Source organism: Rummeliibacillus sp. GQ308, assembly GCF_059759115.1.
The window spans coordinates 116450-142453 of the sequence record NZ_JCAXDQ010000004.1 but is presented as its reverse complement, the minus strand read 5'-3'; the positions used below and the strand labels follow the sequence as shown (position 1 = coordinate 142453).

At 35.8% G+C, this 26004-nt stretch carries 30 protein-coding genes and 1 pseudogene; 19 read left to right on the top strand and 12 right to left on the bottom strand.

The annotated features are described in order from the left end of the window. Nucleotides 1–114: 114 nt before the first annotated feature. The gene (locus AC6CHJ_RS14180) at nucleotides 115–948 is read left to right on the top strand and encodes a hypothetical protein (RefSeq protein WP_498289069.1); all 834 of its coding nucleotides are present in this window, start codon (nucleotides 115–117) and stop codon (nucleotides 946–948) included. Nucleotides 949–1044: 96 nt separating this feature from the next. Here AC6CHJ_RS14180 and AC6CHJ_RS14175 read toward each other — a convergent pair whose 3' ends face one another. Further along, on the bottom strand, nucleotides 1045–2211 hold the full coding sequence (locus AC6CHJ_RS14175; RefSeq protein WP_498289067.1) for an MFS transporter: 1167 nt from the start codon (nucleotides 2209–2211) through the stop codon (nucleotides 1045–1047). An 81-nt stretch (nucleotides 2212–2292) separates the two neighbouring features. Between AC6CHJ_RS14175 and yeiL the strand changes: the two genes are divergently transcribed. From yeiL to AC6CHJ_RS14145, 6 genes and pseudogenes are all read left to right on the top strand, one after another. Continuing rightward, nucleotides 2293–2964, top strand: a complete 672-nt coding sequence (yeiL, locus tag AC6CHJ_RS14170) for a transcriptional regulator YeiL (protein WP_498289066.1) — start codon at nucleotides 2293–2295, stop codon at nucleotides 2962–2964. Between the two features lie 161 nt (nucleotides 2965–3125). Beyond that, nucleotides 3126–3926: pseudogene (locus AC6CHJ_RS14165) on the top strand (alpha/beta fold hydrolase). Nucleotides 3927–3946: 20 nt separating this feature from the next. Next, complete coding sequence (locus tag AC6CHJ_RS14160; protein ID WP_498289064.1) at nucleotides 3947–4927, top strand: sensor domain-containing diguanylate cyclase; 981 nt, start codon at nucleotides 3947–3949, stop codon at nucleotides 4925–4927. Nucleotides 4928–5135: 208 nt separating this feature from the next. Beyond that, nucleotides 5136–6101, top strand: a complete 966-nt coding sequence (locus tag AC6CHJ_RS14155) for a DUF4822 domain-containing protein (RefSeq protein WP_498289063.1) — start codon at nucleotides 5136–5138, stop codon at nucleotides 6099–6101. Between the two features lie 63 nt (nucleotides 6102–6164). Continuing rightward, the gene (locus AC6CHJ_RS14150; RefSeq protein ID WP_498289062.1) at nucleotides 6165–7616 is read left to right on the top strand and encodes a sensor histidine kinase; all 1452 of its coding nucleotides are present in this window, start codon (nucleotides 6165–6167) and stop codon (nucleotides 7614–7616) included. An 18-nt stretch (nucleotides 7617–7634) separates the two neighbouring features. Then, the gene (locus tag AC6CHJ_RS14145) at nucleotides 7635–8327 is read left to right on the top strand and encodes a response regulator transcription factor (RefSeq protein WP_147197540.1); all 693 of its coding nucleotides are present in this window, start codon (nucleotides 7635–7637) and stop codon (nucleotides 8325–8327) included. Nucleotides 8328–8428: 101 nt separating this feature from the next. Here the strand turns inward: AC6CHJ_RS14145 and AC6CHJ_RS14140 are convergent, their stop codons facing one another. From AC6CHJ_RS14140 to AC6CHJ_RS14115, 6 genes are all read right to left on the bottom strand, one after another. Then, on the bottom strand, nucleotides 8429–9208 hold the full coding sequence (locus tag AC6CHJ_RS14140; RefSeq protein ID WP_498289061.1) for an ABC transporter permease: 780 nt from the start codon (nucleotides 9206–9208) through the stop codon (nucleotides 8429–8431). After that, nucleotides 9205–10089 (bottom strand): ABC transporter ATP-binding protein, encoded by an 885-nt coding sequence (locus tag AC6CHJ_RS14135; protein ID WP_498289060.1) that lies wholly within the window; start codon nucleotides 10087–10089, stop codon nucleotides 9205–9207. The genes AC6CHJ_RS14140 and AC6CHJ_RS14135 overlap by 4 nt, the downstream gene beginning before the upstream one ends. Further along, complete coding sequence (locus AC6CHJ_RS14130; protein WP_173668490.1) at nucleotides 10086–10277, bottom strand: PLD nuclease N-terminal domain-containing protein; 192 nt, start codon at nucleotides 10275–10277, stop codon at nucleotides 10086–10088. The genes AC6CHJ_RS14135 and AC6CHJ_RS14130 overlap by 4 nt, the downstream gene beginning before the upstream one ends. A gap of 242 nt (nucleotides 10278–10519) precedes the next feature. Further along, nucleotides 10520–10990, bottom strand: coding sequence for a DUF4188 domain-containing protein (locus AC6CHJ_RS14125; RefSeq protein WP_498289059.1), 471 nt, complete (start codon nucleotides 10988–10990; stop codon nucleotides 10520–10522). A 10-nt stretch (nucleotides 10991–11000) separates the two neighbouring features. Then, nucleotides 11001–11540: a PadR family transcriptional regulator gene (locus tag AC6CHJ_RS14120; RefSeq protein ID WP_249775094.1), complete on the bottom strand. Its 540-nt coding sequence runs from the start codon at nucleotides 11538–11540 to the stop codon at nucleotides 11001–11003. Nucleotides 11541–11919: 379 nt separating this feature from the next. After that, nucleotides 11920–12390: a staygreen family protein gene (locus tag AC6CHJ_RS14115; protein ID WP_498289058.1), complete on the bottom strand. Its 471-nt coding sequence runs from the start codon at nucleotides 12388–12390 to the stop codon at nucleotides 11920–11922. Nucleotides 12391–12676: 286 nt separating this feature from the next. Between AC6CHJ_RS14115 and AC6CHJ_RS14110 the strand changes: the two genes are divergently transcribed. From AC6CHJ_RS14110 to AC6CHJ_RS14095, 4 genes are read left to right on the top strand one after another with little or no spacing between them, the layout of a single operon-like run. Beyond that, nucleotides 12677–13453 (top strand): isocitrate lyase/PEP mutase family protein, encoded by a 777-nt coding sequence (locus tag AC6CHJ_RS14110; protein WP_498289056.1) that lies wholly within the window; start codon nucleotides 12677–12679, stop codon nucleotides 13451–13453. A 20-nt stretch (nucleotides 13454–13473) separates the two neighbouring features. Continuing rightward, nucleotides 13474–14049, top strand: coding sequence for a bifunctional transcriptional activator/DNA repair enzyme AdaA (locus AC6CHJ_RS14105; protein ID WP_498289055.1), 576 nt, complete (start codon nucleotides 13474–13476; stop codon nucleotides 14047–14049). Beyond that, entirely contained in the window at nucleotides 14033–14953 is a 921-nt protein-coding gene (locus AC6CHJ_RS14100; RefSeq protein ID WP_498289053.1) for a DNA-3-methyladenine glycosylase family protein, read from the top strand. The genes AC6CHJ_RS14105 and AC6CHJ_RS14100 overlap by 17 nt, the downstream gene beginning before the upstream one ends. After that, on the top strand, nucleotides 14937–15434 hold the full coding sequence (locus tag AC6CHJ_RS14095) for a methylated-DNA--[protein]-cysteine S-methyltransferase (protein ID WP_498289052.1): 498 nt from the start codon (nucleotides 14937–14939) through the stop codon (nucleotides 15432–15434). The genes AC6CHJ_RS14100 and AC6CHJ_RS14095 overlap by 17 nt, the downstream gene beginning before the upstream one ends. Before the next feature lie 66 nt (nucleotides 15435–15500). On the opposite strand, the gene AC6CHJ_RS14090 is transcribed toward AC6CHJ_RS14095, so the two are convergent. After that, a complete protein-coding gene (locus AC6CHJ_RS14090) occupies nucleotides 15501–15920 on the bottom strand; it encodes an organic hydroperoxide resistance protein (protein ID WP_066791091.1) in 420 nt (139 codons plus the stop codon). A 260-nt stretch (nucleotides 15921–16180) separates the two neighbouring features. On the opposite strand from AC6CHJ_RS14090, the gene AC6CHJ_RS14085 reads away from it, so the two are divergent. From AC6CHJ_RS14085 to AC6CHJ_RS14050, 8 genes are all read left to right on the top strand, one after another. Beyond that, entirely contained in the window at nucleotides 16181–16633 is a 453-nt protein-coding gene (locus AC6CHJ_RS14085) for a MarR family winged helix-turn-helix transcriptional regulator (protein WP_498289051.1), read from the top strand. A 181-nt stretch (nucleotides 16634–16814) separates the two neighbouring features. Next, the gene (locus AC6CHJ_RS14080; protein ID WP_498289050.1) at nucleotides 16815–17270 is read left to right on the top strand and encodes an 8-oxo-dGTP diphosphatase; all 456 of its coding nucleotides are present in this window, start codon (nucleotides 16815–16817) and stop codon (nucleotides 17268–17270) included. Nucleotides 17271–17321: 51 nt separating this feature from the next. Next, a complete protein-coding gene (locus AC6CHJ_RS14075; protein ID WP_498289048.1) occupies nucleotides 17322–18914 on the top strand; it encodes an ATP-binding protein in 1593 nt (530 codons plus the stop codon). A gap of 12 nt (nucleotides 18915–18926) precedes the next feature. Continuing rightward, nucleotides 18927–19610, top strand: a complete 684-nt coding sequence (locus AC6CHJ_RS14070; protein WP_498289047.1) for a response regulator — start codon at nucleotides 18927–18929, stop codon at nucleotides 19608–19610. Nucleotides 19611–19764: 154 nt separating this feature from the next. Continuing rightward, nucleotides 19765–21057, top strand: a complete 1293-nt coding sequence (locus AC6CHJ_RS14065) for a CitMHS family transporter (RefSeq protein WP_498289045.1) — start codon at nucleotides 19765–19767, stop codon at nucleotides 21055–21057. 111 nt (nucleotides 21058–21168) lie between these two features. Further along, a complete protein-coding gene (locus AC6CHJ_RS14060) occupies nucleotides 21169–22092 on the top strand; it encodes an AEC family transporter (protein WP_147197519.1) in 924 nt (307 codons plus the stop codon). A gap of 136 nt (nucleotides 22093–22228) precedes the next feature. Beyond that, on the top strand, nucleotides 22229–22549 hold the full coding sequence (locus AC6CHJ_RS14055) for a PadR family transcriptional regulator (RefSeq protein WP_249775087.1): 321 nt from the start codon (nucleotides 22229–22231) through the stop codon (nucleotides 22547–22549). Further along, nucleotides 22546–23085, top strand: coding sequence for a DUF2812 domain-containing protein (locus AC6CHJ_RS14050; RefSeq protein ID WP_498289043.1), 540 nt, complete (start codon nucleotides 22546–22548; stop codon nucleotides 23083–23085). Before AC6CHJ_RS14055 ends, AC6CHJ_RS14050 begins: the two co-directional genes overlap by 4 nt. A 28-nt stretch (nucleotides 23086–23113) precedes the next feature. Here AC6CHJ_RS14050 and AC6CHJ_RS14045 read toward each other — a convergent pair whose 3' ends face one another. The 4 genes from AC6CHJ_RS14045 to AC6CHJ_RS14030 form a co-directional block, all read right to left on the bottom strand. Next, nucleotides 23114–23863 carry a hypothetical protein gene (locus tag AC6CHJ_RS14045; protein ID WP_498289041.1) on the bottom strand — a complete coding sequence of 250 codons (750 nt, stop codon included), beginning with the start codon at nucleotides 23861–23863 and terminating at the stop codon, nucleotides 23114–23116. 162 nt (nucleotides 23864–24025) lie between these two features. Then, on the bottom strand, nucleotides 24026–24373 hold the full coding sequence (locus tag AC6CHJ_RS14040; protein WP_498289039.1) for a M20/M25/M40 family metallo-hydrolase: 348 nt from the start codon (nucleotides 24371–24373) through the stop codon (nucleotides 24026–24028). 1 nt (nucleotide 24374) lies between these two features. Continuing rightward, a complete protein-coding gene (locus AC6CHJ_RS14035; RefSeq protein WP_498289038.1) occupies nucleotides 24375–24644 on the bottom strand; it encodes a hypothetical protein in 270 nt (89 codons plus the stop codon). A 103-nt stretch (nucleotides 24645–24747) separates the two neighbouring features. Then, nucleotides 24748–25866 carry a M20 metallopeptidase family protein gene (locus AC6CHJ_RS14030; RefSeq protein WP_498289037.1) on the bottom strand — a complete coding sequence of 373 codons (1119 nt, stop codon included), beginning with the start codon at nucleotides 25864–25866 and terminating at the stop codon, nucleotides 24748–24750. Between the last annotated feature and the right edge of the window lie 138 nt (nucleotides 25867–26004).

Here is a 26004-nt window from a genome sequence, read left to right as displayed (position 1 = left end):
AATGAAAGATAAGAACAACTTGCTTTGCAGGACTTCTAACAAATAATCTTGAAGTCTTACATAAGATAGACTGATCTTGTTTTGCAGGCTAAGGCTAATCTAGGGGAGGGCAAAATGAGGAAGTTCAAAAATTGGGGAATTGTAGCGTTAATATTACTGCTTGTTGGGCTAGCACTTTGGTGGTTTGCTTTAGAGATTAAGGAGCGACAGGTATTACTTAATCAATTTGATGCGTTTGTATACGATGATAACGATGTCCTTTCTTGGTTTGAACTGACTAGTCGAAATGGAAAAGTGAAAGGTGAATATCATCAACAGAAAATCAAAGAAAAAGAAACATTCTCAGTCACCGGAAAGGAAACCGAAGAAGGGTTTGAATTGAAGGTGAATAAATATGGGAATGTTCTGGTGTTTGATATAAAGCCTTCTAAACTTAATCTGCTGGTACAAAAAAGAGGCGAAAAGAGTAGCCATTTATACAGGGGTGTTAGCCAAGAGGAGCTTGCTACATCTGTAGAGGCAAATAGGGAATATAATACGGAATATGTGGAAAAGACGCGTTGGAAACAATTTACAGTTGCACTGAAACGAAATTATGGCTATCTTTATGCTGAGGAACATGGAACATATCAGCTCTTTCTAAAAGTTGATGAGGTACTATCTGGAGGAGAATTGTCTGGGTCACTTCTTGTTATGAATGCTAATGGTGACTCTAATAAACCCTATAAGGAAACCCGTTATGTGATGAATGGGATAACAGACGGAAAAATGGTTGAGTTCTTTCCTACCGTAAACGGAAGATCTACAAAACTGGGTGGGCATTTTCTTAAGGATGCAACTGGCTTAGACCTTTTATTTTGGATAACCGGTGAACAACTGCGATTTCATGCTGTAACTGAAAAAGAATTTAAACAAAGTTATGAGAAGTTTAAATTGCTTAAAGAATAAATAACAACCATTAAATAGCATCTAACTAAATCGAGATCTTTAAGCGGATTTGAGAAGGAAAATAAGCATTGGATTATCTCCATTGCTTATTTTTTCTTATGAATTATTTATTTCCAGTTTTCGATATAAAAGCGCGAGTATCATAGCAGGGATAGTACAAACAATCATGCCAAGAAAGGCATATCTTGGCTCAATTTCGTATAAATAACCGCCAAATACAGTAAATACAGCAGTACTCCAACTAAGGGCTAAAGCTGAATAAATGCCTTGAGCTTTCGAAATCATTGTAGGTGAAATGTTTTTTATTTGGTATTTCATAAACGCATAATGCGCCATAGCAAATGAAAAAGCATGCAGAGCCTGTGCAATACTAAAAACGATTACATTTGGAAAGACAAATACGAATACCCAACGAATGGTAGAACCCACCGCTGCTATAGCTAATAACGAACCCACTGAGAATGTATGAAACTTTCGATCAGCTATGGAAAAAAAGATGACTTCTGCTATAACGGAGATATTAATAATAGTACCTATTAAAAACTTGGGTGCATGTATTTCTTGTAAAAAGAGATAACCATAACTGTAATAGGATGCATGTGCTGCTTGCAGTAAGATGACGATAATTAGTACTAAACTAAAGTACTTAATACGGAATAATTTTAGCATTCCACCCTTTTGCATTGGATCTACCGTTGGCTTTACAGATAGAATTGCGGGAGCACGTGTGAAACCAAGACATATCAATACCACAGCACCAAGTAAAAATCCCCATAAAATAACTTTATCTCCAAGTGATCCTGTAAAGACAGATAAAAGCATGCCAGCCAAGATAAAGGCAATAGATCCCCACTGACGGCTCTTTCCATAATCTTTTAACTGATTACTTTGTATAAGCACGCCAGCAGCGCTATCCAAGGTAGGCATCAAAGCTGGATAAAAGAAGTGAAATATTAATGTAACTATAAGTAAGCTTGTAAAGGAGCTGGATGGAATATAAAACAGTATGGCAATCAGTGTTCCAATCCCTGCTCCATTTAATAAGGTTTTACTACTATATTTCTCTGACAAATAAGGAAATGCAAATAGTGTAGAAAGGCCTCTGGCAACTAGACCCACACTCATAATCAAACTAGCTTGAGGGATGGTCATTCCTTTGGCATGAATCAACCATCCAGTCCAATAGGGCAGAAAAATCCCCCATGTCATGAAAAAACTAAAATATTGCATGCTCATCCAGCGATGTGTGTGATGTGTGTTCATTTTATTTCCCTCCATTGTTTGCATGGTATCATGGAGTGAAGAGAGAATAATATGAGATATCTCATATTTTTGAGGTGCAAGATGGAAACTTACAAGGATGAGAAAAAACAACAATATATGAGGAAGTACTCAATTGCACATTTGTTTTCCTTTCCAGTGGAGGAGTTTATTGAGGTACACCAGTATGAACGAGGTGAATGGATAATACAAGAAGGAACGAGATCCAATTTTCTGTTTTATGTTATTGAAGGAAAGGGCAAAATTTATGTAACACATCAAAATGGGAAAGTATCCTTAATTAATTTTATCAACACTCATGATTATATTGGAGAAATGGAATTATTAAACGAGGTGTACTATACAAAAGGGATTCAGGCCTTAACTAAGACCATTTGTTTTGCTATTCCCATTCAACATTGTGGTACCCAATTGTTAGAAGACGCAAAGTTTCTACGTGAATTAACCAAGTTTTTAAGTATTAAGGCAACTATTATGGCAACGAGGTATTCACAGAGCCTGGCTTTTCCGCTTGAAAATAGACTAGCAGATTTCATTTTACAAACAGCTGATGAAGGGATATATAAAGAGAGGCACATAACAGTTTGTGATTATTTAGGTGTATCCTATCGTCACTTATTGCATGTATTAACACAATTCTGTGATAAAGGCTATTTACAAAAGCGTGGAGGAAACTACCAAATTACCAGGCCTCAATCTTTATATAATCTTGCAGGTATGTTAAAAAATATGTAATAAACATTTCATACAGTCCCAGTAAATTGCTTGGACTGTATTTTTATTAATTGAATTATCCAGTACAATGGTTAAATAGAGGTTAAATGGGAAATTTCACTAGATATTTAAAGTGTACTCGTTAAAATGAAAATAGGAAAAGTAGAAAGGAAGCGCTTGTTATGCATAATGTGATGAATCGAAATAATGTGAAGGTTATAGGGCAGGGAGAGCAAACGATTATTCTTGCACACGGATTTGGTTGTGACCAGAGCATGTGGCAATATGTAACTCCAAACCTGGCTGATCGTTATCGAATTGTTTTATTTGATTATGTAGGATCAGGAAACTCGGATATCACTGCTTATTAATCAGAAAAATATAGCACGCTCCATGGATATAAACAGGATGTTCTAGACATCATTGAAGAAATGAATCTTCAACATGTATTATTTATTGGACATTCAATTAGTTCAATGATTGGCATGCTGGCTGCAATTGAGCGACCAGATTACTTCGATAAACTGATTATGATTGCGCCTTCTCCTTGTTATTTAAATGATTCAGACGGATATATTGGTGGATTTGAACGAAGTGATATTAATGAAATACTTGCGATGATGGAAATGAATTTTGCTGGCTGGGCAAGCTATATGGCTCCTTTAGCTATGGATCAGTCGAATGATTCAGAGCTAACTAAAGAACTGGAAAGTAGCTTTGTTTCAACGAATTCACGTGTAGCGAGGGAGTTTGCAGAGGTTACATTCTATTCAGATTACCGTTCTAGCTTAGACTTATTAGATGTACCTACATTAATTATTCAATGCTCTGAGGATAGCATTGTACCAAAAGAAGTAGGCGAATATTTAAATCAACATTTGCCAAATAGTACGCTTAAAATTATAGATGCAAAAGGTCATTACCCACATATTAGTCAACCGTTAGAAACAACTAAGATGATTATGGAGTATCTAGAGAATTAATTTATCAGAGGGGATTAATTATGAATGAAAGATTAAGAGAAGCACCTTGTGGGTTTATATCGATTGACCGTAATGGTTATATAACAGAGGTTAATAATACCTTTCTTGAATGGATGGGGTTCAAGCAAGAAAATTTAATAGGGGAGCACTTTGAATCGCTCTTATCGACGGGGAATAAGTTAATCTTTCATTCTTATTTTTACCCAAATATTAATTTACATGGATATGTAGAAGAATTATTCATCAATCTTAGAAATCAAAACGGCGAATCTATTCCTTATTTAATGAATGCAAGACATGTGGAACAAGATAGTGTTGAAATGATTGACTGTATCTTCGTTCAAATGAAAAAGCAGATTGATTATGAACTAGAATTACGTAAGACTAAAAAGCAAATGGAAGAGGCCTATATAGAAAAGAACGAAGCTTTTGCAAAACTAGAACAAATTTATCGTGAAATAGAAAAGAAACAGATTGAATTAATGGAGATTAATTCAGGATTAGTTGAAATATCAAATACAGATAAGCTTACAGGCATTCCTAACAGAAGATTCTTTCAGCAAAAACTGGAGGAGCAGATTGACTGTTACCACAAAGAACAAAAAGTATTCTCCCTACTTATTATTGATATTGATCATTTTAAAAAGGTGAATGATACGTATGGACACCATATAGGTGACATGGTACTTATAAAACTAGCAAATATCCTAAAAAGCCAGGTGAGAACTGCAGATAGTCCTGCTCGTTTTGGCGGTGAAGAATTTACAATCATTCTGCCAAATACGGATGTAGAAGAAGCGATAAGTATATCTCGGAATATGAATCAAAAGGTTGCACAAGCGGAGTGGAAAGAGGTTGGGAGTTTAACAATCAGTATTGGAGCAGCCACCTTTACTAATAAGGATACAGAAGAATCAATCATAGAAAATGCAGACCAAGCTCTCTATTCTTCTAAGAAAATGGGGCGAAACCGAGCGACTCATTATAGGGATTTATCTTAATGTGGTAAAAACATTAGGTGAGACATAACACCAATTATTAAAGGTATATGGAATTTTTCATATACCTTTTTATTATTCTAAAAAACGTACCTATATAAAGCATTGTGCGTTTTTTACGAATTTATATTTTGTTTATATTTGCGATATATACAGTTTAGAACTGATGTCCATACTGAGTATAAGAAAACGATAAGGGAGAGAATACTTTATGAATAACAAATTCAAATTCACTACACTTGCTATTCTTAGCTCAGTCACATTATTAGCAGCATGCAATGATACAACTAAAAATGAGACCAACAAATCAGCAGTACAAAATGAGCAGGCGGAAGCCAAAAACGCTGAACAGCCACTTTCAAAGGGGCAAGAAATGGCGAACATATTAAGTAGTACAAATTGGCAAGGTACTCGTGTTTATGATAAAGATAAAAATGACTTAACTAAGGAGAATTCGGGTTTTATTGGTTTAGCAAAATACGATGCAGAGAAAGGACGTTACGAGTTTTTTGATGCGAAAACAGGCAAAACACGAGGCGACGAGGGTACATTCTTTGTCACAAATGATGGCCAGAAACGCATTTTAATTTCAGATACGATGAAATATCAAGCCGTTGTTGAAATAACTGAATTAGATCAGAAGATTTTCACGTACAAACGTATGGGCAAAGATACGAAAGGTAATGATATAGAAGTATTTGTAGAGCATATACCATATGATAAAAATGATTTAGCGTTCTCTAAAGCAGATCAAAAGCTAACTACTTCTACTGGAGATATTAATACTCGTATAGATGGGGATAAAATTCTTGGTGAAACGTTATGGCAAGGAACTAAGGTGCTTGATGAGGATGGAAATGATGTCTCAAAGTATAATACGAACTTTTTAAGTGTGGCAAAGTTTGAAGAGGACACGGACAAATATGAATTCTTTAATAAAGAAACAGGAGAAAGTCGTGGAGACTACGGTTACTTTGATGTCATTAACCATAATAAAATCCGTGCGCATGTATCAATAGGCGATAATAAATACGGTGCTGCCTTAGAACTTACTGAATTAAACGATGGCAAGTTTACTTATAAGCGTGTAGGTAAAGATGCAAATGGCAAAGATATCACCATCTTTGTGGAGCATGAGCCATATAAGGGAGATTTAAACCCATCATTTAGTTTTTAACTATAGCTCCTTCCTTGAAAAAGGGAGGAATCTCCTTTATAAATTGAGGAAAGGAGATGGATAATGACAATAAAAAATAGATTTTTAACTTCATATATTGGCGGTATTGTGATTGCGAGTGTCACAATTCTCTCTATTCTATGCATTGTCTTTTATGTCACAACAGGATCTATTCCCACACCTAAAACATTGTACCAGACTTTTACGAAGCAGCGTTCTTTGAGTCCGGATGAGGGGCTTGCTTATGTAGAACTACGGAATATTGCTAAGATGGATCCAGACAATCTTTTAGAGCAGGATATCCAAAAAAGATTGCAACAGATTGAGCTGAAGTCACTTGGCGTTGTCATCCGGCATGAAAAGGAAATAGTATATTATTCAAGGGGACTAGTAGAAAGGTCTCTTGTTGTACATTTCCCGTCTTTTGATAAGAATAATATTGAGACAAAGGGCACAATAGATAATGCAGGTGGACTCTACCGTTATATTAAGTATGATTTTTTTTATAGCGATAAGTCGAAGGGCAGCGTTTTAGTGTTAAAGAAAGAAAATAGCTTTTTAGATTTCCTGACAAAATGGGGAATTATTATTATTCTCTTCATCTTTCTTGTAGCTATCACGGCAATGCTCTTTTTAAATCAGTTTTTAAATAAGACAATTATTAAGCCACTAGAAAATTTAGGACGGACCATGTCTGAAATTCGAGAAGGAGATTTAATGATTGAGGCACCAGCATTACCTCCAAAGACAGCAAAGGAGGTACATGAACTGACCTCCAACTTTGAGAGTATGCGGTTAGCACTTTTAGATTCTATCCAGGAGCAGCGTAATCTTGAAAAAAATCGTAAAGACCTAATAGCCAGTATTTCTCATGATTTAAAAACACCGATTACCACCATTATTGGTTATGTTGAAGGTTTACAGGAGGGTGTTGCCGAAACACCTGAAAAGCGAGAAAAGTATTTGAGGACCATCCATTCTAAATCAATTGCATTGAATAGATTAATTGAAGAACTTTTCCTTTATTCAAAGTTTGATGCAGAGGCCATTCACTTCTACTTTGAGCATATACAGCTTACAAAGTTCCTTACACATATCGTGGAGGAATTCCAGCTATATAATCAAGAAGTTCATTTAGAGTTGAACGTAGAGGAGGATGTGTATGTTTATATTGATCGAATGCAGATGAATCGGGCCATTATTAATTTAATAGAAAATAGTATGAAATTTAAAAAGCAAAATGAACTATTATATATAATTTTAGAAGTAATAGTCGTGGATGATCTAGTTGAAATTAAAGTAAGGGATAACGGGCAAGGAATTCCGGAATCCAAGCTCCCATATGTATTTGATCATTTTTATCGTGGTGAAGAAGCACGTACCTCAACGACAGGCGGAAGTGGTCTGGGGCTTGCCATTGTAAAGCAGATCGTTGCCAAGCACAATGGCCGTGTAAAAATTCAAAGCAAGCTAGATTATGGTACAACAGTGGCAATAATCTTGAAAAAGGCTTAAAGGAAGTGTCAATGACTCGTGCCAACTCGTATATTAATCATCGAGGATGATATCAGTATTGCAGAATTACAGAGAGATTATTTAGAAATTAATCAAATACAAGCAGATATCGTGACAGACGGTTTTGAGGGGATGAATCGAGCATTAAACGAGCCTTTTGATTTAGTTGTCGTTGATTTGATGCTCCCCTCTATGAATGGTTTTGAAATTTGTCGACGTATTCGTGAAAAGAAAGATATACCACTTATAATTGTGTCTGCAAAAAAGGAAGATATTGATAAGATCAGGGGGCTTGGTTTAGGCGCTGATGATTATATAACGAAACCATTCAGCCCGAGCGAGTTTGTCGCGCGTGTACAAGCTCATAGTAAACGTTATAAGCAGTTGACAGGTACTGGACAAACACAGGATTATTTAGAGATGAAAAATATTATAGTTGATAAAGCTGCACGGAAAGTATTCGTGTTAGATCAGGAAGTTATTTTTACAACGAAGGAATTTGATTTGCTCGCGTTCTTTATGGACCATCCAAATCGCGTTTGGACAAAGGAACAGCTTTTCCGTCAATTATGGTATATGGACGATTTAGATGGAGATGTTTTTACAGTTGTTGTCCATGTGGGACGAATACGAGATAAATTGAAAAAAGCGAAATTATCCGAGCTGCCGATCGAGACAATTTGGGGCAGCGGATATCGCTTTAATAGTTGAAAATATTGTTGTATTCAAGAAAATAAAAAACTGCCCACTAAGTATGAGAGGCAGTTTTTTATTATCAGATAATAATGTGAAATACTTTTCATTTTCACAAGTTAAATTTTCGTTGTTCCGGCATTTTTTCGCGTAAATAGGATACCGATTATTATAGCTAAAATTAATAGAATAATGGTTAACAGCAAGGTTTTTATATAATATTCATTATGCGTATCAGATAGTAACTGTACGCTGTAATTTGCTAATTTCCATGGTGAGAAATGCCAGTATTGGCCAATCAATGAATCAATCATGACACCAAATGGGATGACAATAATGGTGAAGGTCGTTGCGAACGCTGTCTTAAATATAGCGCTAAACATTAGCGCAACAGCTGTGGCAAATACAATCCATACACAATAGGACAGAACCATTTGAATAAAGGACATAGTATCAACTGATCCATATAAAATAGCTGTATAGTACATACTGCCAGCATAGCCTAAGCTAACACTTAGAATGCCTAGTATGCTTCCTACAACCCATTTACTCATAAATAAAGCAAAAAAGGAAATAGGTCTCACGTATATAAGGGTTGCTGTACCGTTTTGTCTTTCACGGTTAATCATCCCTGCTATTGTAATGACAAACACGATAAGGCCTATCGATTGGAATTGACCAGTAGAAGCCATCAGAATATCAATTGGTAAAACGTCTGGTAGTGAAAGAGAGAATCCATCGGGCATATTGCCGACAGCATTTAAAATGTCTTCCATATAATAATTTGTTAATGGATCTGTAATTCCTAGCAAAATAAATAGTAGCGGCATCCACAAGAACTTGAAGCTTCTCCAGCTTTCACGAAATTCTTTTTGAAGTAGTATAATGAAAGTCTTCATTGTCCAACCACCTTCATAAAAATTTCCTCTAATGTCATCGTCACTCGTTCCACTTTTAATATAGAAAATGGCAGAACAATAAGTTGGGACATGAGCTCTTGCATCGTTGGAAAGCCATCTTTTATTTCTATAAAAGCATAAGATTCCTCTACTGTGGTTGGTAGCTGTGATTGTGTGGCAAAGAGTGATGCCTCTTCTTTACTTGTAAATTGAATCTTATAACGTAATGAATCAAATTTCGTACGTATATCCTTCAAGGAACCTTGCTCTACTAATTGCCCCTTTTTTAAGAAGAGCAGCTGGTCTGTCATTTCCTCTGCATCATTTAAGATGTGAGTAGAATACAAAATCGTTGAATGTTGCTGCAATTGTTTTAATAGATTTATAACTTCTCGTCTCCCAACCGGATCAAGAGCGGATACAGGTTCGTCTAATATGAGGAGCTTTGGTTTGTGGACGATGGCTTGAGCAATACCAAGCCGTTGTTTCATACCACCTGAAAATGTGGACGTTTTCTTTGATCTATCGTTCGTTAATCCAACGAAATCCAACACTCTTTCTGCCTGTTTTTTTGCATCCCTGGATGGTACACCGTTTAGCTTTCCAGTCATCTCGGTAAACTCTAATGCCGTTAACCAAGGATAAAAGTTAGGGTATTGAGGCAAAAAGCCAATTTCTTTTCGGATATCTTGGGTATCATTCATTCTAATAGACCCATTGGTTGGTTTTAGTAAGCCCGTGAGCATGGATAAAGTAGTCGTTTTTCCAGCTCCATTTGGACCGATTAATGCAGTGGAAGTCCCTGCTTCAAGAACAAAAGACAAATCATCTACTACTTTTTCTCCACCAAAAACCTTCGTAAGATGTTCAATTCTAATCATGAAGTTTTTCTCCCAAAAATAAAGTAACAGATTGGTCCAATCGTATTGAGGAATATGATGACAATAGCCCAAACCCATTTTGGACCGTTCGTTGCATGAATGCGTATCAAATCAATTAATGCAACAATAAATAATATAAACTGAATAACAAGGAGTGGGGCGACTAACGCCCAATTAATATCTATCACTATAAATTCACCTCTACTTTTTAAATTAGGAATTAATTATAGATCCACTAAATCAAAGTATCATTCGAATCCATTAAAAATTCCTTTTTTGGGACTTTTGCTGACTTTACATATTGTTCTTCTAGTTTGAATAATAATAGAAAATTTGAAGCGGTGTATTTCTTAAATCAGTTTGATAAGTAGGAGAATGTAACATGTAGAATTCCTTTTATTAAATTATAAAACAAAAGAGAAAGTAAAGCTTATTTGAGCCGTTTACGAGCGGAGTGAATGCTTTCAGTAATAGAAATATGTTTTAAAGCTTTCCCCAATCCATAAAGAGGCATATTCCCATAAATCGATTCATAGTTTCCGCTACTTACTTTATATGTTTCATGGTAAATACCTACTGCATCATTGTTACCTATTTTTTTATTGAAATTTTTCCATGCCTTTAAGTGTAGGTCGTTTTTTGAATAAGAAAGTAAATCTTCAATAGAACGCCAATACTGAATCATAATTGTCGTACTAAGGCCAAAATAAGTTTCCATTGAAAGAAAGCCTAATTCTTCTTTGTTCACATACAGCTCTTTAACCATACCAGGCATAGCATTAAATACAGGAAGCCATTTGTGAAAGGCTAATCGCTTGTTGACCCTCATGCCAATAATAAAAACAACAATATCCTCGTCATTTTCCGTTGTATAACGCCCTGTATAAATTTTCTTAGCCATTTTATTCCCCCTAAACTGATATTTGATTGAGAGTGGAGGTGCACCACTCAATGGCGGCCATTGTTATCCTTTTTCCGTAATCTAATGTAAACAGCCAATATTGAGAAGCATCATTGTTGTAGGTAGAAATGGTATGTTCAATATTTTTATATGTTTCATAACGAGCCTCTAATTTTTGCTTATACTCTTCGATTAGGGAAATAGTAGATTCTTTTGATTGATAACTTCCAAAAAACAGTTTAAGTAAAATCTCATTTCGTTCAACCGGAATTTGTTCAACCGGCTCTTCCAACCAAGTTTTTAAAGCATCCCTTCCTTTTGGCGTAAGGAAATATTCATTACGATCAGGCTTGCCTTTTTGAGTCGACGTATGGACTTCTGCTAATCCATCTTGGACAATCATCTTTAATGTCGGATAGATTTGGCCATAACTAATTTTCCAAAAGTGGTTTAAACTCTCGTCAATTAGCTGCTTAATAGCATAGCCAGTACGGCATTCTGTAGTTAAAATTCCAAGAATGGAATAGGTTGTATGATTGTAATTTTTCAATGTGACCATCCTAACTAAAAGATATATATCATTTTGATATATGATACTTTACTTTATGAAAAGAATCCACTCCATATGAAGTGTCTTTGTAGAGAACATGTATGTATTTTTAGGAACTTTAAAGATCTTACTAGCTTTGGGGACCAAAAAATCTGAAAAAACATGCCGTAACAGCGAGAGAGTGCCTCTCGTATATTTTTGCAAATTTTCCCTTGTGTAAACGAATGGAGCACTTTCTTAGGATGCTGTAAGGGCAGGGTTAGACTCTAACTGAAAAAGAATTATATAAAGCTATCAGTCATTTAATTCAAAGACTACTGAATAATTAATGGTTAGGAGAAAGGAATTTCTTAATTTAATTACTCAGCAGCCTAGTGATTTATTTTACGGAATAATTATGAAACATCCCCCAATTTTCTTGTCTGGCAAATGGGGGATAGGCTGACACAAAGTTAACCACTATGGTTGCTTGATCAAGTAGGGGGTAGTTCTGAAAAAGAAGATTGTCGCCATAACGAATAGCGGTTAATGCAAGGGGCAATTCACGTCTAAATACTTCATAGCGTTTCGCTGAGATAAGTTGATTAAATGGCTCTTGGTCAATATAAACATACACACAATAGTATAAGAAACTACTATTTTCTTTCCATTCACCCAATACTTCATCTCGCATAGAGGTGACCTTATCCCATGCATAATGATTACCAATGGTTAAAAATAGATCTCCAGTTAAATCTGAATGAGTTAGCGTATAGTGTCTTGGAATTACAGGCTGCACAGGTGTTATCCCATCTCTGTATTCTACTGATAATTTTTCAGGAGAGAAATTGGTCAGAGCAATCAACTCCACTTTTTTATCATCTTATGCTTTTTTTCTTTACTTGTTAATATGGCATAGGTTGTATGATTGTAATTTTTCAATGTAATCATCCTAACAAAAAGATATATATCATTTTGATATATCATACTTTACTTTATAAAAAGAACCGACTCCAGATGAAGGGTGTTTAAGTGGAATGCACGTTGGAATTCTCTTTTTAATGAATCTCCTGACCATAAGAGCAAGAATGAGGACGAAATGTGGTTCGACCTCTTGTTAGAATAGGTTCAACAAAAGTTACTTGGAGGAGAATAAGATGAATACAATTCAAACATTCAATGAGCTACATCATACAGAGGAACCTTTATTTCTTGGTAACGCTTGGGATCTGTTGTCTGCTTTAACTCTTGAGAAGGCAGGATTCAAAGCTATTGGTACAACTAGTTGGGGGATAGCCAACTCACTGGGATTTGCGGATGGAGAACTAATTGATTTTGATCGGCATTTAACAGTTATAAAAACAATTGCAGAGAATGTAAATATTCCTGTTTCAGCTGATATTGAGGCAGGATATAGTGAAGATACGAACATGATAATTGAGAATGTGTTAAGGACGGCGGAAGTCGGCGTAGCAGGTATCAATATCGAGGATTCCAAGAAAAAAACTCATGGATTAAAAAGTATTTCCCAACATGCTAGCTTGTTGGAAAAAATAAGATTAGAGTTGGATCATAGGGGGTTTAAGGATTTTTTTATCAATGCAAGAACGGATACTTACCTTCAAAAGGAAAACCCTTTACCTGAAACAATGGAACGAGCAAGGGCATACTTGGAAAGTGGGGCTAGCGGAATCTTTGTACATGGGATAAAAGAAGATATGGATATTAAAGAGCTTACAATGAGTGTTAGTGCACCTGTAAATATATTATCTTTACCTGGCGTAACCAATTATAATCATCTTAAAGAATTAGGAGTCAGACGTTTTAGTTTTGGAAATGCTCTATCTGATATAGTAATCGCATATTTGGAAAAGAAGGCGGGCGAATTATTAGAGCATAGGGATACATTCTGTTTGTATGAGACGAAGCTCTAATATGAAAGGAAAGTGTGTACATGGAAACTAATATCAATCTTTCTTTTGAAGAGATGTGGGAGAAAATCATCGCCTGTGATCGGAAATATGATGGGCTGTTTTTTACCGCAGTCAAGACAACGAAAATCTACTGTCGTCCTTCCTGTAGATCAAGAAAACCTAAAAAAATAAATGTTGAATTCTATAGTGAAATGAATGAAGCTGTAATGGCTGGTTATCGTCCTTGCAAAAGATGTCAGCCAGAAGTTGAGCACTCCCCACATATTGAACTTGTGAGAAATGTAATTACATTCCTAGTTAACAATTATAAACAATCGTTGATACTAAAGGATATTGCAAATGAAATTGGTGTAAGTCCATTTTATTTAGAACGCACATTTAAACAGGAGACCTCTGAGACACCACGTATGTATCTAGAAAAAATTCGAATAGATAAAGCAGCCCACCTATTAAGTCATACCTCTATGACAAATTTAGAGATCTGTTATGAAGTAGGATTTCAGAGCCCCTCTAATTTTTATAAGGTGTTTCGAAGTTTGAAAAATTGTTCTCCAAGTGAATTTCGAAAGGGTTGTGTAAATGAATTGGAAGGATAAAGAGATATATTTGGAAATTTATCCTCCACATGAATTTAATTTTGAAGAGTGTTTACTCTATTTGGGTAGATCTAAATTAGAAGAAACTCACCAGATTAAAGAAGGATTTTTATATAAATTAATAAAGGTGGATCATTCTTTCATTTTATGTAGAATTGGATGGGGCAATTGTTCCTTAAATGTTAAATTCCCTATAAGCCCTCCATCAATTGATTTACGACAAAAAGTAGCAGCTTATATATGGGAATGGTTCGATTTTGACCAGGAATTAAAGGGATTTTATCAGTTGGCTGCTCAAGATCAAGTCTTACAGACACTTGTCCATAAATATTATGGTTTGCGGATTGTATGTATTCCAGATTTGTTTGAAGCGCTCGTATGGGCAATTATGGGGCAGCAAATTAATTTAACATTTGCATACACATTAAAAAAACGTTTTACTGAAAAATACGGTGAAAGCTTGAACTTTGAAGGAGATACATTTTGGTTATTCCCCACATTTGAAAAAATAGCATCCCTCCACATCGATGATTTAAGAGAACTTCAATTTACGCAGAGGAAGGCAGAATATATTATTGATATTGCTAAAGCAATGGTAAATGGCGACTTGAATAAAGTGAGGTTACTTCAAGGGAAAAAAGATTTTCAGCAAATACGCAAGTCCTTAATGAAGATAAGAGGTATTGGTCCATGGACGGCAGATTATGTATTAATGAGATGTCTACACTATGCCGACGCCTTTCCCATTGCAGATGTCGGCCTTCACAATGCGCTAAAGAAACAGTTAGGGCTTGAGAAAAAGCCATCTATAGAAGAGATAGAAGCATTTGCAGAACATTGGAAAGGGTGGAAGGCGTATGCTACCTTTTATCTTTGGAGGTCCTTGTATGATGAAGACTTATAAAATGTATTACAAATCACCAATTGGATTAATTGAAATAATTGGCACGAATGAAGCGATCTATTCCATTTTATTTTCTGAAGAGGATATCACAGAAAAATTTTTATTAGAGGAAACACCATCTGTTGTAAAAGCTTGCTACACCCAGTTAGATGAGTATTTTAAAGGATATCGTCGGAATTTTTCTTTTCCCTATGCATTAGAAGGAACTGGCTTTCAAAGGACAGTATGGGAGGCGCTAAAAGAAATTCCCTATGCAGAAAAAAGATCCTACAAGGATATTGCCATATCCATAGGGAATGAAAAAGCTACTCGCGCTGTAGGAAACGCAAATGGTAAAAATAGGTTAAGTATTGTCCTTCCTTGTCACAGAGTGATCGGTTCTAATGGGAAATTAACTGGTTATGCAGGAGGGCAATGGAGAAAAGAATGGCTGCTTCAGCATGAGCACACTTATTTTGAAGAACAGGGAAATAATGAATAAAGAGATATTTGATTAATAGAAAGAAGGGTTCCTTCTGTTAAAGAAACCCTTCCAAAACCAATACCATTAAACTACTTTAAGAGTTACCTCAATATTGCCTCTTGTAGCATTAGAATAAGGACAAACTTGATGAGCTGCCTCTACAAGTTTTTGAGCTGTTTCTTTATCGACACCCTCAACTTCAGCCTCTAATTCCACTGCAAGTTTAAATCCATTGTTTTCACCTTTGAAAATGGAAACATTTGCTGTGACTGCCGTTGATGTTACCTCTTTTACTCTTTGTGTTTTGATGACAAGGTTTAATGCTGAATCAAAGCAAGCTGAGTAACCAGCCGCAAATAATTGTTCAGGATTTGTACCATAACCGCCTGGTCCACCTAGCTCTTTTGGTGTCTTTAAATCTAGGTCTAATACATTGTCTGATGAAACTACTCTTCCTAATCTACCGCCTACTGCTGTTGCGCTTGCTGTGTATAAAACTGTCATTTACATTCCCACCTTTTGTTTAAATTTAAATCGTGTACGATTAAATCTTATAAGATTTAAATGAAGGAGTCAACAATTACATCTTTTTTGATTAAAATTTGTATTTTACCTTGATACCCTCAAATAAAGCGCCTAAACTTAATCGCAGACGTTTAAATTTTTAGTATCTCCTGATAAGGTACATAATAGAAAAGTATAAGTTTTTGTTATATAGGAATGGGAAGAGAAAAAATAATATTATTGTATATAAAGGAATGAGCATGTTGGATGATTTTTTTACTCTAGAAAACCAACTTTGTTTTTCAATCTATGAAGCGAGCAGCCAATTTAACAAATTATATGCAAAGGTGCTTCAGCCATTTGGCCTTACCTATCCTCAATACTTAGCCTTATTAGTGCTATGGGAAAAAGATGGTCTTACGGCAAAGGAATTGGGCAATCGGTTAAATTTAGGTACAGGTACTTTAACGCCAATGATTAAAAGGATGGAAGCGAATGATTGGGTAAGAAGAGAGCGTTCAACAGTAGACGAACGAAAAGTCTCTATATACCTGCAACCAAAAGCTCTCAAAGAAAAACAAGCCATTATCGAGAAAATATCGGCTGATGTTAAACCATGTAATATTGAATTTGAAGAGTATGAAGAATTGATGAATCAATTAAACCTTCTTCAAAAGAAATTAAAGCAACAAAATGAATCACTTAGGAAATAATAAAAGTAAAGATGAATTCAACCACGCTATAGGAAGAAAAATGCCAGCACCTCTAATCATGTAGAGGTGCTATTTGTTTGAATTGTCTATTTAGGCTTATGTTAATATATAAAAGAAATTTATGAGATAAAGTAGTACATAGGCGATAATTGATAAAAGTGGGAAGCTGGGGGACTATTTTGTGACTAGGACAACATTAACCAATATGTGTATGATTTATGATAAAGAAAATAATAAAGTTTTAGTTCTTGATCGGATTAAGTCTTGGAAGGGTATTTCTTTTCTAGGTGGAAAGGTTCAGGACGGCGAAAGTTTAATTGATTCAACGATTAGAGAAATAAAAGAGGAAACAGGGTTAACCATCTCTAATTTAGAAGCCTGTGGAATTATATATTTGTATAACGATGAAACAGGCGAAAAGTATTTTGTTTTTAATTATAGAACAGAGGATTTTAGCGGAACTTTGCTAGATAGAACAGATGAAGGCCGTATTTTTTGGGTAGATACGGAGGAGTTACCAAAACTGAATTTTGCTGAAGGAATGAAAGAAAGGTTACCGATGTTTTTAGAGAAAAAGTATTCAGAAGGATTTGGGGTTTGGAATGAACAGGAATCAAGACAAGTAAAGTGGCAGTGAATATAACACTTATTGAAAGATAGGTATATTCAAACAAAGGAGAAACCCTTATTGAACTTCAAAAGAATATCTTTACAGACGAAAATATTTGGCCTCGTTTTTGCCTTAGGGCTGTTGTTAATTTTGCTGTTAACTGTGTTTTATAGCTATATGGAAAGTAAACAGATAGAGGATAATAAAGGAAGGATGGCCTTAGAGTTATCTAAAACAGTCTCTTTTATGCCGAATATTATTACTGCTTTACAAACAAAAAATCCATCCAATGAAATACAACCCATTGCAGAAAAAATCCGTAAAGAAACAGGTGCTGAATTTATTGTTGTGGGAGATAAGAATGGGGTCAGATACTCTCACCCTCTACAAGCAATGATTGGTAAAAAAATGAAGGGCGGAGATAACGAAAAAGCTCTTCAGGGTGGGAAATACTATGTATCAAAATCAAAAGGATCGCTCGGCCCTTCTATTAGAGGGAAATCGCCCATTTACAATAAAAAAGGAGAAATTATTGGAATTGTATCAGTAGGTTTTTTACTTGAAGATGTTCATGAGCAGGCAAAGAAAAACATTATTAAAGTTCTATATGTCTCTCTCATTGCGTTAATTATATCCTTGATTGGCAGTTCATTACTCGGTCGTAACATTCGCAAGGATACCATGGGTCTAGAACCATATGAAATCGCTCGGCTTTATAGAGAGCAGGAGGCCATATTACATGCTGTGAAAGAAGGGATTCTGGCCATTGACCAGGAGGGGTTCATTATCACGATGAATCAAACTGCTAAAAACCTCTTGAACATTCAAGGATCTGTCATCGACTTTAAGGTAGATGACCTTTTTCCTTCTGAATATCTATATGAAGTGATCAGAACAGGAACACCTCAAATAGATAAAGAAATAGTGTGGAAGGAAAAAACAATCATTGTGAATTGTACACCTCTTTATAATAAAAAGGGGAATATTGGAGTAGTGGCCTCTTTCCGAGATAAAACGGAAATTGAACAAATGGTCAACACAATATCTGAAGTAAAGAGTTATTCAGAGGACCTACGTGCACAAACCCACGAATTTACTAATAAATTATACGTATTGATGGGATTGCTAGAGCTAGGAGAGTGCAAAGAAGCGATTGATATGCTCCATCAAGAAACACAGATGCTTCAGACTCAAAATTCTATTGTCTTTAAACAAATAAAAGATACAAAAGTTCAGGCTATCCTCCTAGGCAAACTAGGAAAGGCATCGGAAAAGAAGATTGCGTTTGATATAGCCCAAGATAGCTATTTAGACTCTCTTCCTTCTCATATAAAACTGTCAAATTTAATTATTATCCTAGGTAATTTAATTGAAAATGCTTTTGAAGCTGTGTTAGATTCTGACATTCCAACTGTAAAATTCTTCACTACTGACATTGGAAGTGATATTATCTTTGAAATTGCTGACAATGGAAAAGGAATTAAAGAAGAAAATTTAACATATCTTTTCCAAAAAGGATTCACTACGAAAGATTCAGATAGGATGGAAGCAAGAGGATATGGACTTTCAAATGCAGAAAAGGCTGTTACAGAGATGAATGGCATGATTGAGGTTCAAAGTACGCTAGAAACCGGAACGATATTTACCGTCTATCTTCCTAAATATTTATAAAGGGGAGAAAACATGAACAGAATAAAAGCAGTTATTGCAGAAGATGATTTCCGAATTGCAGATATACATGAAAAATACTTATCAACATTTGATGAAATAGATGTAGTTGGAAAGGCGTTAAACGGTGAACAAACCCTTGAATTAATTAAGTTAAAGCAGCCGGATTTATTAATTTTAGATGTATTTTTTCCCGATATGATGGGCACGGATTTACTGCCCCTTATCCGAAAGGACTTCCCTAAGGTAGATATTATTATGATTACGGCTGCTACTGATAAAGTATTTATTGAAACGGCACTAAATTACGGAGTAATCCATTATTTAATTAAACCAGTGAATAGGGAACGCTTTGATGAAGTTATCTCAGAATATATAAAAAGACATTCCATACTTATGTCAAATCAGGAGATAAACCAAACGTATGTAGATCTTCTTTTTGGCAAAAGTTTCGATCAAAAGATGAAGAAAAATTCAGGACTTCCAAAGGGAATAGATGAAATAACCTTAGAGAAGGTCCAGGCTGTTCTTCTTACAAAGCGAATGGGACTTTCAGCAGAGGAAGTAGCAAAAGAAATTGGAGCTTCACGAATTACTGCGCGCCGATATTTGGAGTATCTTTCATCGATAAATGAAGCCAAAGCTGAGGTTGTATATGGTATCGTTGGAAGACCGGAAAGAAAATATTATCCTGTTTAAAGAGGGCTATTAAATATAGCCTTCTTTTTTTGTGCTTCATGAACAATATGAACAAAATGTAGCATTATGTACAATAATAACTTTAATTTGAAAACGTTTTCAGTAAACAGAAAATTATATATTATTAATTTACTTATAAAAGGGGTGAAGAATAATGCTTGCAACATTAGGATTTTTAATGATTATAACATTCATGGTGCTCATTATGACCAGACGCTTATCTGCAATGATTGCTCTGATAGTGGTTCCAATTGTTTTTGCCTTATTTGGGGGATTCGGCAAAGATATGGGTCCTATGGCATTAGAGGGAATCAAGAGTGTGGCACCTACTGGGATTATGATTTTATTTGCTATTCTCTTTTTTGGCATTATGATTGATGCAGGGGTATTCGATCCTATTATTAATACAATTTTAAAGGTTGTTAAAGGTGATCCTGTAAAAATCGCAATTGGTACAGCTGTACTTGCCTTGTTAATCTCACTTGATGGAGATGGAACTACCACATATATGATTACTATTTCAGCAATGCTACCACTTTACAAACGTATTGGAATGAAACCATTAGTACTTGCGGGGATTGCAGTTTCAGCTTCTGGTGTAATGAATCTTCTTCCGTGGGGAGGTCCTACAGCCAGAGCGATGACGGCATTGAATTTGGAGATGGGGGATATCTTCACACCAGTCATCCCAAGTATGATTGGCGGAGTATTGTTTGTTTTGTTTATGGCTTACACCCTTGGTAAAAAGGAACGTAAAAGAACGGGTGTATTAGAAATTAACTATGGTACAGAAGCGATGGCAGCAGCAACGACGGCTGATGAAAGTCTAAAGAGACCGAAACTTATACTGATCAACTACTTACTGACAATCATCCTGTTAGTAGCATTGATTCGTGAAGTTTTGCCAACTACTGTCTTGTTTATGATTGGTTTTGCTATTGCTATTACAATGAATTATCCTAATTTAAAAGAACAAAAAGAAAGAGTCATGCACTACGCAGATAATGCATTGTCCGTAGTTTCCATGGTATTTGCAGCTGGCGTATTCACAGGAATACTTTCCGGAACAAAGATGGTTGATGCTATGGCTAATGTGGTTATTACGTATATTCCAGATGCCTTGGGGTCACACTTTGCCATAATTACTGCCATCATTAGTGCACCCTTTACATTCTTTATGTCCAATGATGCCTTTTACTACGGGGTATTACCGTTACTCGCCAAAGCAGCAAGCGGTTATGGAATTGATCCAGCTATGATTGGCCGGGCGTCATTATTAGGGTTGCCGGTACACTTATTAAGTCCTCTTGTGCCATCCACGTACTTATTAGTAGGAATGGTTGGCGAAGATTTTGGTAGTCTACAACGTACCTTCTTGAAATGGGCATGTGGGGCTACAGCTGTAATGATTTTAGTAGCCCTTATTTTCTCCATTATCCCTATCTAACGATTGATTCCAAAAACTCTCTATATTGAGTTTTTGGAATTTCATGTTTAAATGGATATTATATTTACCGTTCTTTAACCGACGCCTTATATTTAATTTGAGGAGGTATTTATGGCTATATTTTTTGAGATTTTAGTAAACGTCATACTGCCCATATTTATCTTAATTGGGCTCGGGGGTTATCTCCATCGTAAGTTTTTATTTGATATGAACACTCTATCTAAATTGAATACCTATTTACTAATGCCTGCAGTCAGTTTCACTAATATTTATGAAAATAAAATTGGCGGCGAAACATTATTGCACATTCTGGGGTTTTTAATTATACAAAGTATAATCTTAATCCTCTTAAGCGGAGGCATTGCGAAAGTTGCAAAATTCGATAGAGGAGTATCCTCTGTATTTAAAAATAGTGTGGTTTTAGTTAACTCTGGGAATTTCGGTTTGCCAGTCAGCCAGCTTGTGTTTCAACACAATCCATTAGGGGCATCTATTCAAATTGTTGTGATGATTTATCAGAATTTGCTTACCTATACCTATGGGTTGTTTAACTCAGTTTCAATAGATAAAACCAAGGGGAAAGCACTGAACGGCTTTTTAAAAAACCCAGTGATTTATGCCTTCTTGCTAGGCTTGCTTCTTCATACTTTACATATAAAGATTCCTTCTTTTTTGTGGGAACCTATTAAAAATTCTTCTAATGCTTTCCTTGCTGTAGCTCTAATTACATTGGGCGCTCAAAGTGCATTTCTTCAACTTAAGCAGTTTTCGCTGTCTTTACTTATGAGTTTAGTGGGACGACTAATTTTATCTCCTGCAGTAGCATTGCTGATTATTTTTATTTTGAAATTGGATGGGGTGACGGCGCAGGCTTTGTTCATCGCAAGTTCCTTCCCAACCTCAAGAAATAGCGCACTTTTTGCTTTGGAATATGATAACCATCCTGAGTATGCGGCACAAGTTGTTTTAATGTCGACCATTTTTAGCATGGTCACTGTGACAACTGTTATTTATTTATCTACGATTTTGTTTTAATAATAATCAGTGTTAAATGGAAGGGAAACCGAAATAACGGTTTCCCTTTTTGTATCTTGAAAAGATTGACAGTTATATCGACTGCTGATATAGTTTATATCAACAGTCGATATAACGATTGGCGATAGGTGGTGTAATGATGGAAGAGAATGCGCCTTTAACAGAAGGGGTTTATTATATCCTTTTAGCTCTGTATGAACCAAGACATGGATATGGGATTATGCAATTTGTTTCGGAACTTAGCAATGGACGTGTAGAGCTTGGTCCAGGCACGATTTATGGAGCAATAAAGACATTGGTGAAGCGAAAATGGATTGTTCCTTTAGATGATGATGGACGGAAAAAAGAATATGTAATTACGGAAGCTGGAAAGTTGTTGATTGAAGCTGAAATAAAACGACTTGATGAGTTGCATCACAATGGGTTACTCATTACAAAGGAGGAGAGACAGCAATGAAGAAGGTAAAGTTTCGCTTTTATTTAGATTTTGAGAAAGAAGAAAAGTGGATTAATGAAATGGCGCAAAATGGTTGGCATCTGGAAAAGTTTTTCTTGGGTCGATTTACTTTTACAAAGGGAGAGCCAGGTGACAGTATTTATCGTAATGAATTTATTACTGGGATGTCTGTCCTGGAAAAGAAGGAGTACTTTGAATTTCTGAAGGACAGCGGAATTACCATCGTTCACGAGTCTGGCGGCTGGATCTACATGAAAAAGGCGGCAGCAGAGGGACCCTTTGAAATATATACAGATACAAAATCAAAAATTGATTATTATAAGCGTATTTTAAACATTTTTCTAGTACTCTTTTTCGTGAATTTATCCCTGGGTATAATGAATGTGAACATTTATACTGATAATTCAAGTATAGAGATAGCTAATGCCTCTATTGGCGTAATAAACATAGCTGTTGCATTACTTATAGCAGTTCCGATTGTGAAAATAATGAAGAGAAAAAAGGGATTACAAGAAGAACAGCAATTTTTTGAGTAAGATTTATTCTGAGATTGTAATATCCTTTCTATATGTGTTGAGAGAATTTCTTAACAATCGTTTGTAGTTGATGCTTGTTTTGAGTAAATTGTTTTCTTCGGTGGCCATTAGCTCCAGAAGGATGAGGGAATCCAAAAAGACATCTTTCCATAGGGATCTCTCCTTGTTTCGCTAAGTCGGAGATGACTTCTGTTACAGCTTTACCTAAGGGAATGAGAAGATAGTCTTGTTTGATTTCTTTTAGCTCTTGAAGAAATATATGATATGCATATTCGGTTAATAGGCGAGAACGGCCAATTTTTGGCGTATGCCCTGTATAATTCTTTTTCTTCACAAAGACAGGGTACTTAATCACAGAAGTGGTATGTAGAAGGCTAAAATGTTTCTCGAATAATTGCCGAGTTGACGAAAGCCCAAATGCTTTATTCATTTCACATTCATCAAGCATCTCAATTAAATTTTCCCTCATTGTACCCGCAAAACCGGCTGCTCTTTTTGATTGTTCTAAAATTTGGTGGGTTGAAGCACCTTCGTGTAAACAAATTTTGGCTTGTAGTAGGGCAGCCTTCATCTGTGTCCACCCAGGAGTAATGCCTACTATAACTACTTTGGCATCTCGATTAATGTACTCATTGTGGGGGGCATAGTACATTTCAATATTGTTGTCTTTTTCAATGAGAAAGTTGCTATTCAATACGTCATCTGGAGTGATTATATTAGATTCAGGCAAGCTATTGATATATGGCAGGTAATGCTCCAATTTAATTTCGTTTAGCATCGCTTTATACATCCTTTCGAGAGAAATGGAGTAGGAATAATTTCATCATAGTCATTTTGTATAATACATTCCAGTAGCAGGAACTAGCAAAAGCAATGTTTCACGTGAAACAGAATGAAAACCCAACCCCACTAAGAACTCAGAAGGATTGGGCTTTAAGCTTTAATTTTCAGATTGCGAGTGTAACCAACCCATGGCAACATTCGCGTGTAAAGCTGCTCCATATTTAAAAATATCTTCATTTTGGAACATACGTGGATTGTGAACAGGTGGGGCTCCTTCTTCTCCTGTACCTAACACAACAAAAGCAGAAGGGACCTCCTGAGAAATGTAAGAAAAATCTTCCGAACCACTCATAACGCCATTGTCCACAATATTTTCATCGCCCATTACTTCTTGAAGTAGGGGAGTTATTTCGTCAACAAATTTAGGGTTATTATAAGTTGTTGGCGTATGGAAATCTGTTATTGAATATTCTCCGCGCCATGCTTTTACAACATAATCAATCATTTCAGGAATTCGTTACTATGATATCCGCCGACTGTACAACTCCATTATGTAATGCTGTAAAGAAATCCATAAATGAAATAGGATTTTTATTTTGGATATAATGAAATATATCCGTATTGAGTTTGGTAATACCGGTTTTTGGATCTACAGCAAGTTCATACTCGCCGCTTGGTACAATCCATGAAAGGATGACTACTAGCAACATGACGAGCAAAAACATAATATAAACATGTGGAAAGCTAAACCCCTTTTTTTCCCCTTTTTTAAACATACAGTGTCCTCGCAATTCCCTAGGTAGCTTTTCAGAAAAAGCATACTAGCTTGTAGATCAAATGCTATCAGCCCTAATCCCCATTAGGCGTCGCCGTTTGATTTTAACCATGAGCTATACCCATAAATAGTTCTACTCCTGTTTCTATTAGTTCATCTCGGAAATCATATTCATGTGTATGAACTTGAGGATAATCCTCACCATTACCGATAAAGCAATACGAGCCTTTTGTAAGCTTTGTAAAATGGCCGAAATCTTCGGATCCACGGAATGCTTCTTCTAATTCAATTAATTTCATCCCTTTTGCTTTGGCTGCAGTTCGTATTTTTTCTGCGCTCTCATTATGATTAGCGGTTTCTGGAAACTCATCATTATACTCGAAAGCTACTTCCAATCCATATTCTTTGGCCTGTTCTTCAGCGAAGTTCACGAGATTTTGTTGAAGCTGGTCTAATTCTTTTTCATATAAAGCGCGTATTGTTAACCGAATGACCCCTTTGGAGGCAGCAATCCCAAATGCTTTTTCACCGATATCAACTTGAACAACTGTACATAAAATTAAGCCATCGTTCTTTTGGGGTGAAATGAATGTCGGAATTTCTCTTACGATATTGGCGATTGCAATAGAAGGATTGGTTCCTTCTTCCGGTTGACTAGCATGCGCTGGCAACCCTTTAAAATATATGGACATACCTTTGGAAGCACAAAGCATAGTACCGTCTATGATATTGACCGAATGATAGGGAAGGCCACTCATATTATGGTAGGCAAAAATCTCATCAATATTATTTTCTACAATAAAATCAACGCATTGAATGGCACCATCGCCCGTTTCTTCAGCAGGTTGGAAGAGAAAATATATATTATTCTCAGCTCCTTTCTGATCAATTTCAAGGGCAAATCCCGCCAACGTAGCAGAATGTCCATCATGTCCGCATTTATGCGCTTTTCCTGGAAACTTCGAAGCCCATGGAACATCAATGACTTCGTCCATAGGTAAAGCGTCAAAGTCAGCTCTAAAGGCAATATTCTGTTTATCTTCTCCAGCATGGAAAGCAGCATAAAACCAACTTCCTTTATCAATAATCTCAAGGTTATTTGTATGCGCTTTCAAGAATTGGATTAAATGTTGCTTTGTCCAATGCTCTTCATTGGATAGTTCAGGATGCTGGTGCAATTCATGCCTTAATTTCTTTGCGGCTTCATAGTTTTGTATATTCATTTGCAAACCTCCTATAAAGTATATTGTATATTGTACATTATATTTTATGTTTTTCAATAAAAAATAATTCGAAAAGTCCAACTACTGTTGGTCCCTTCGAATGAGGAAATTAAATATAAGAAATGTATTAACAGAATG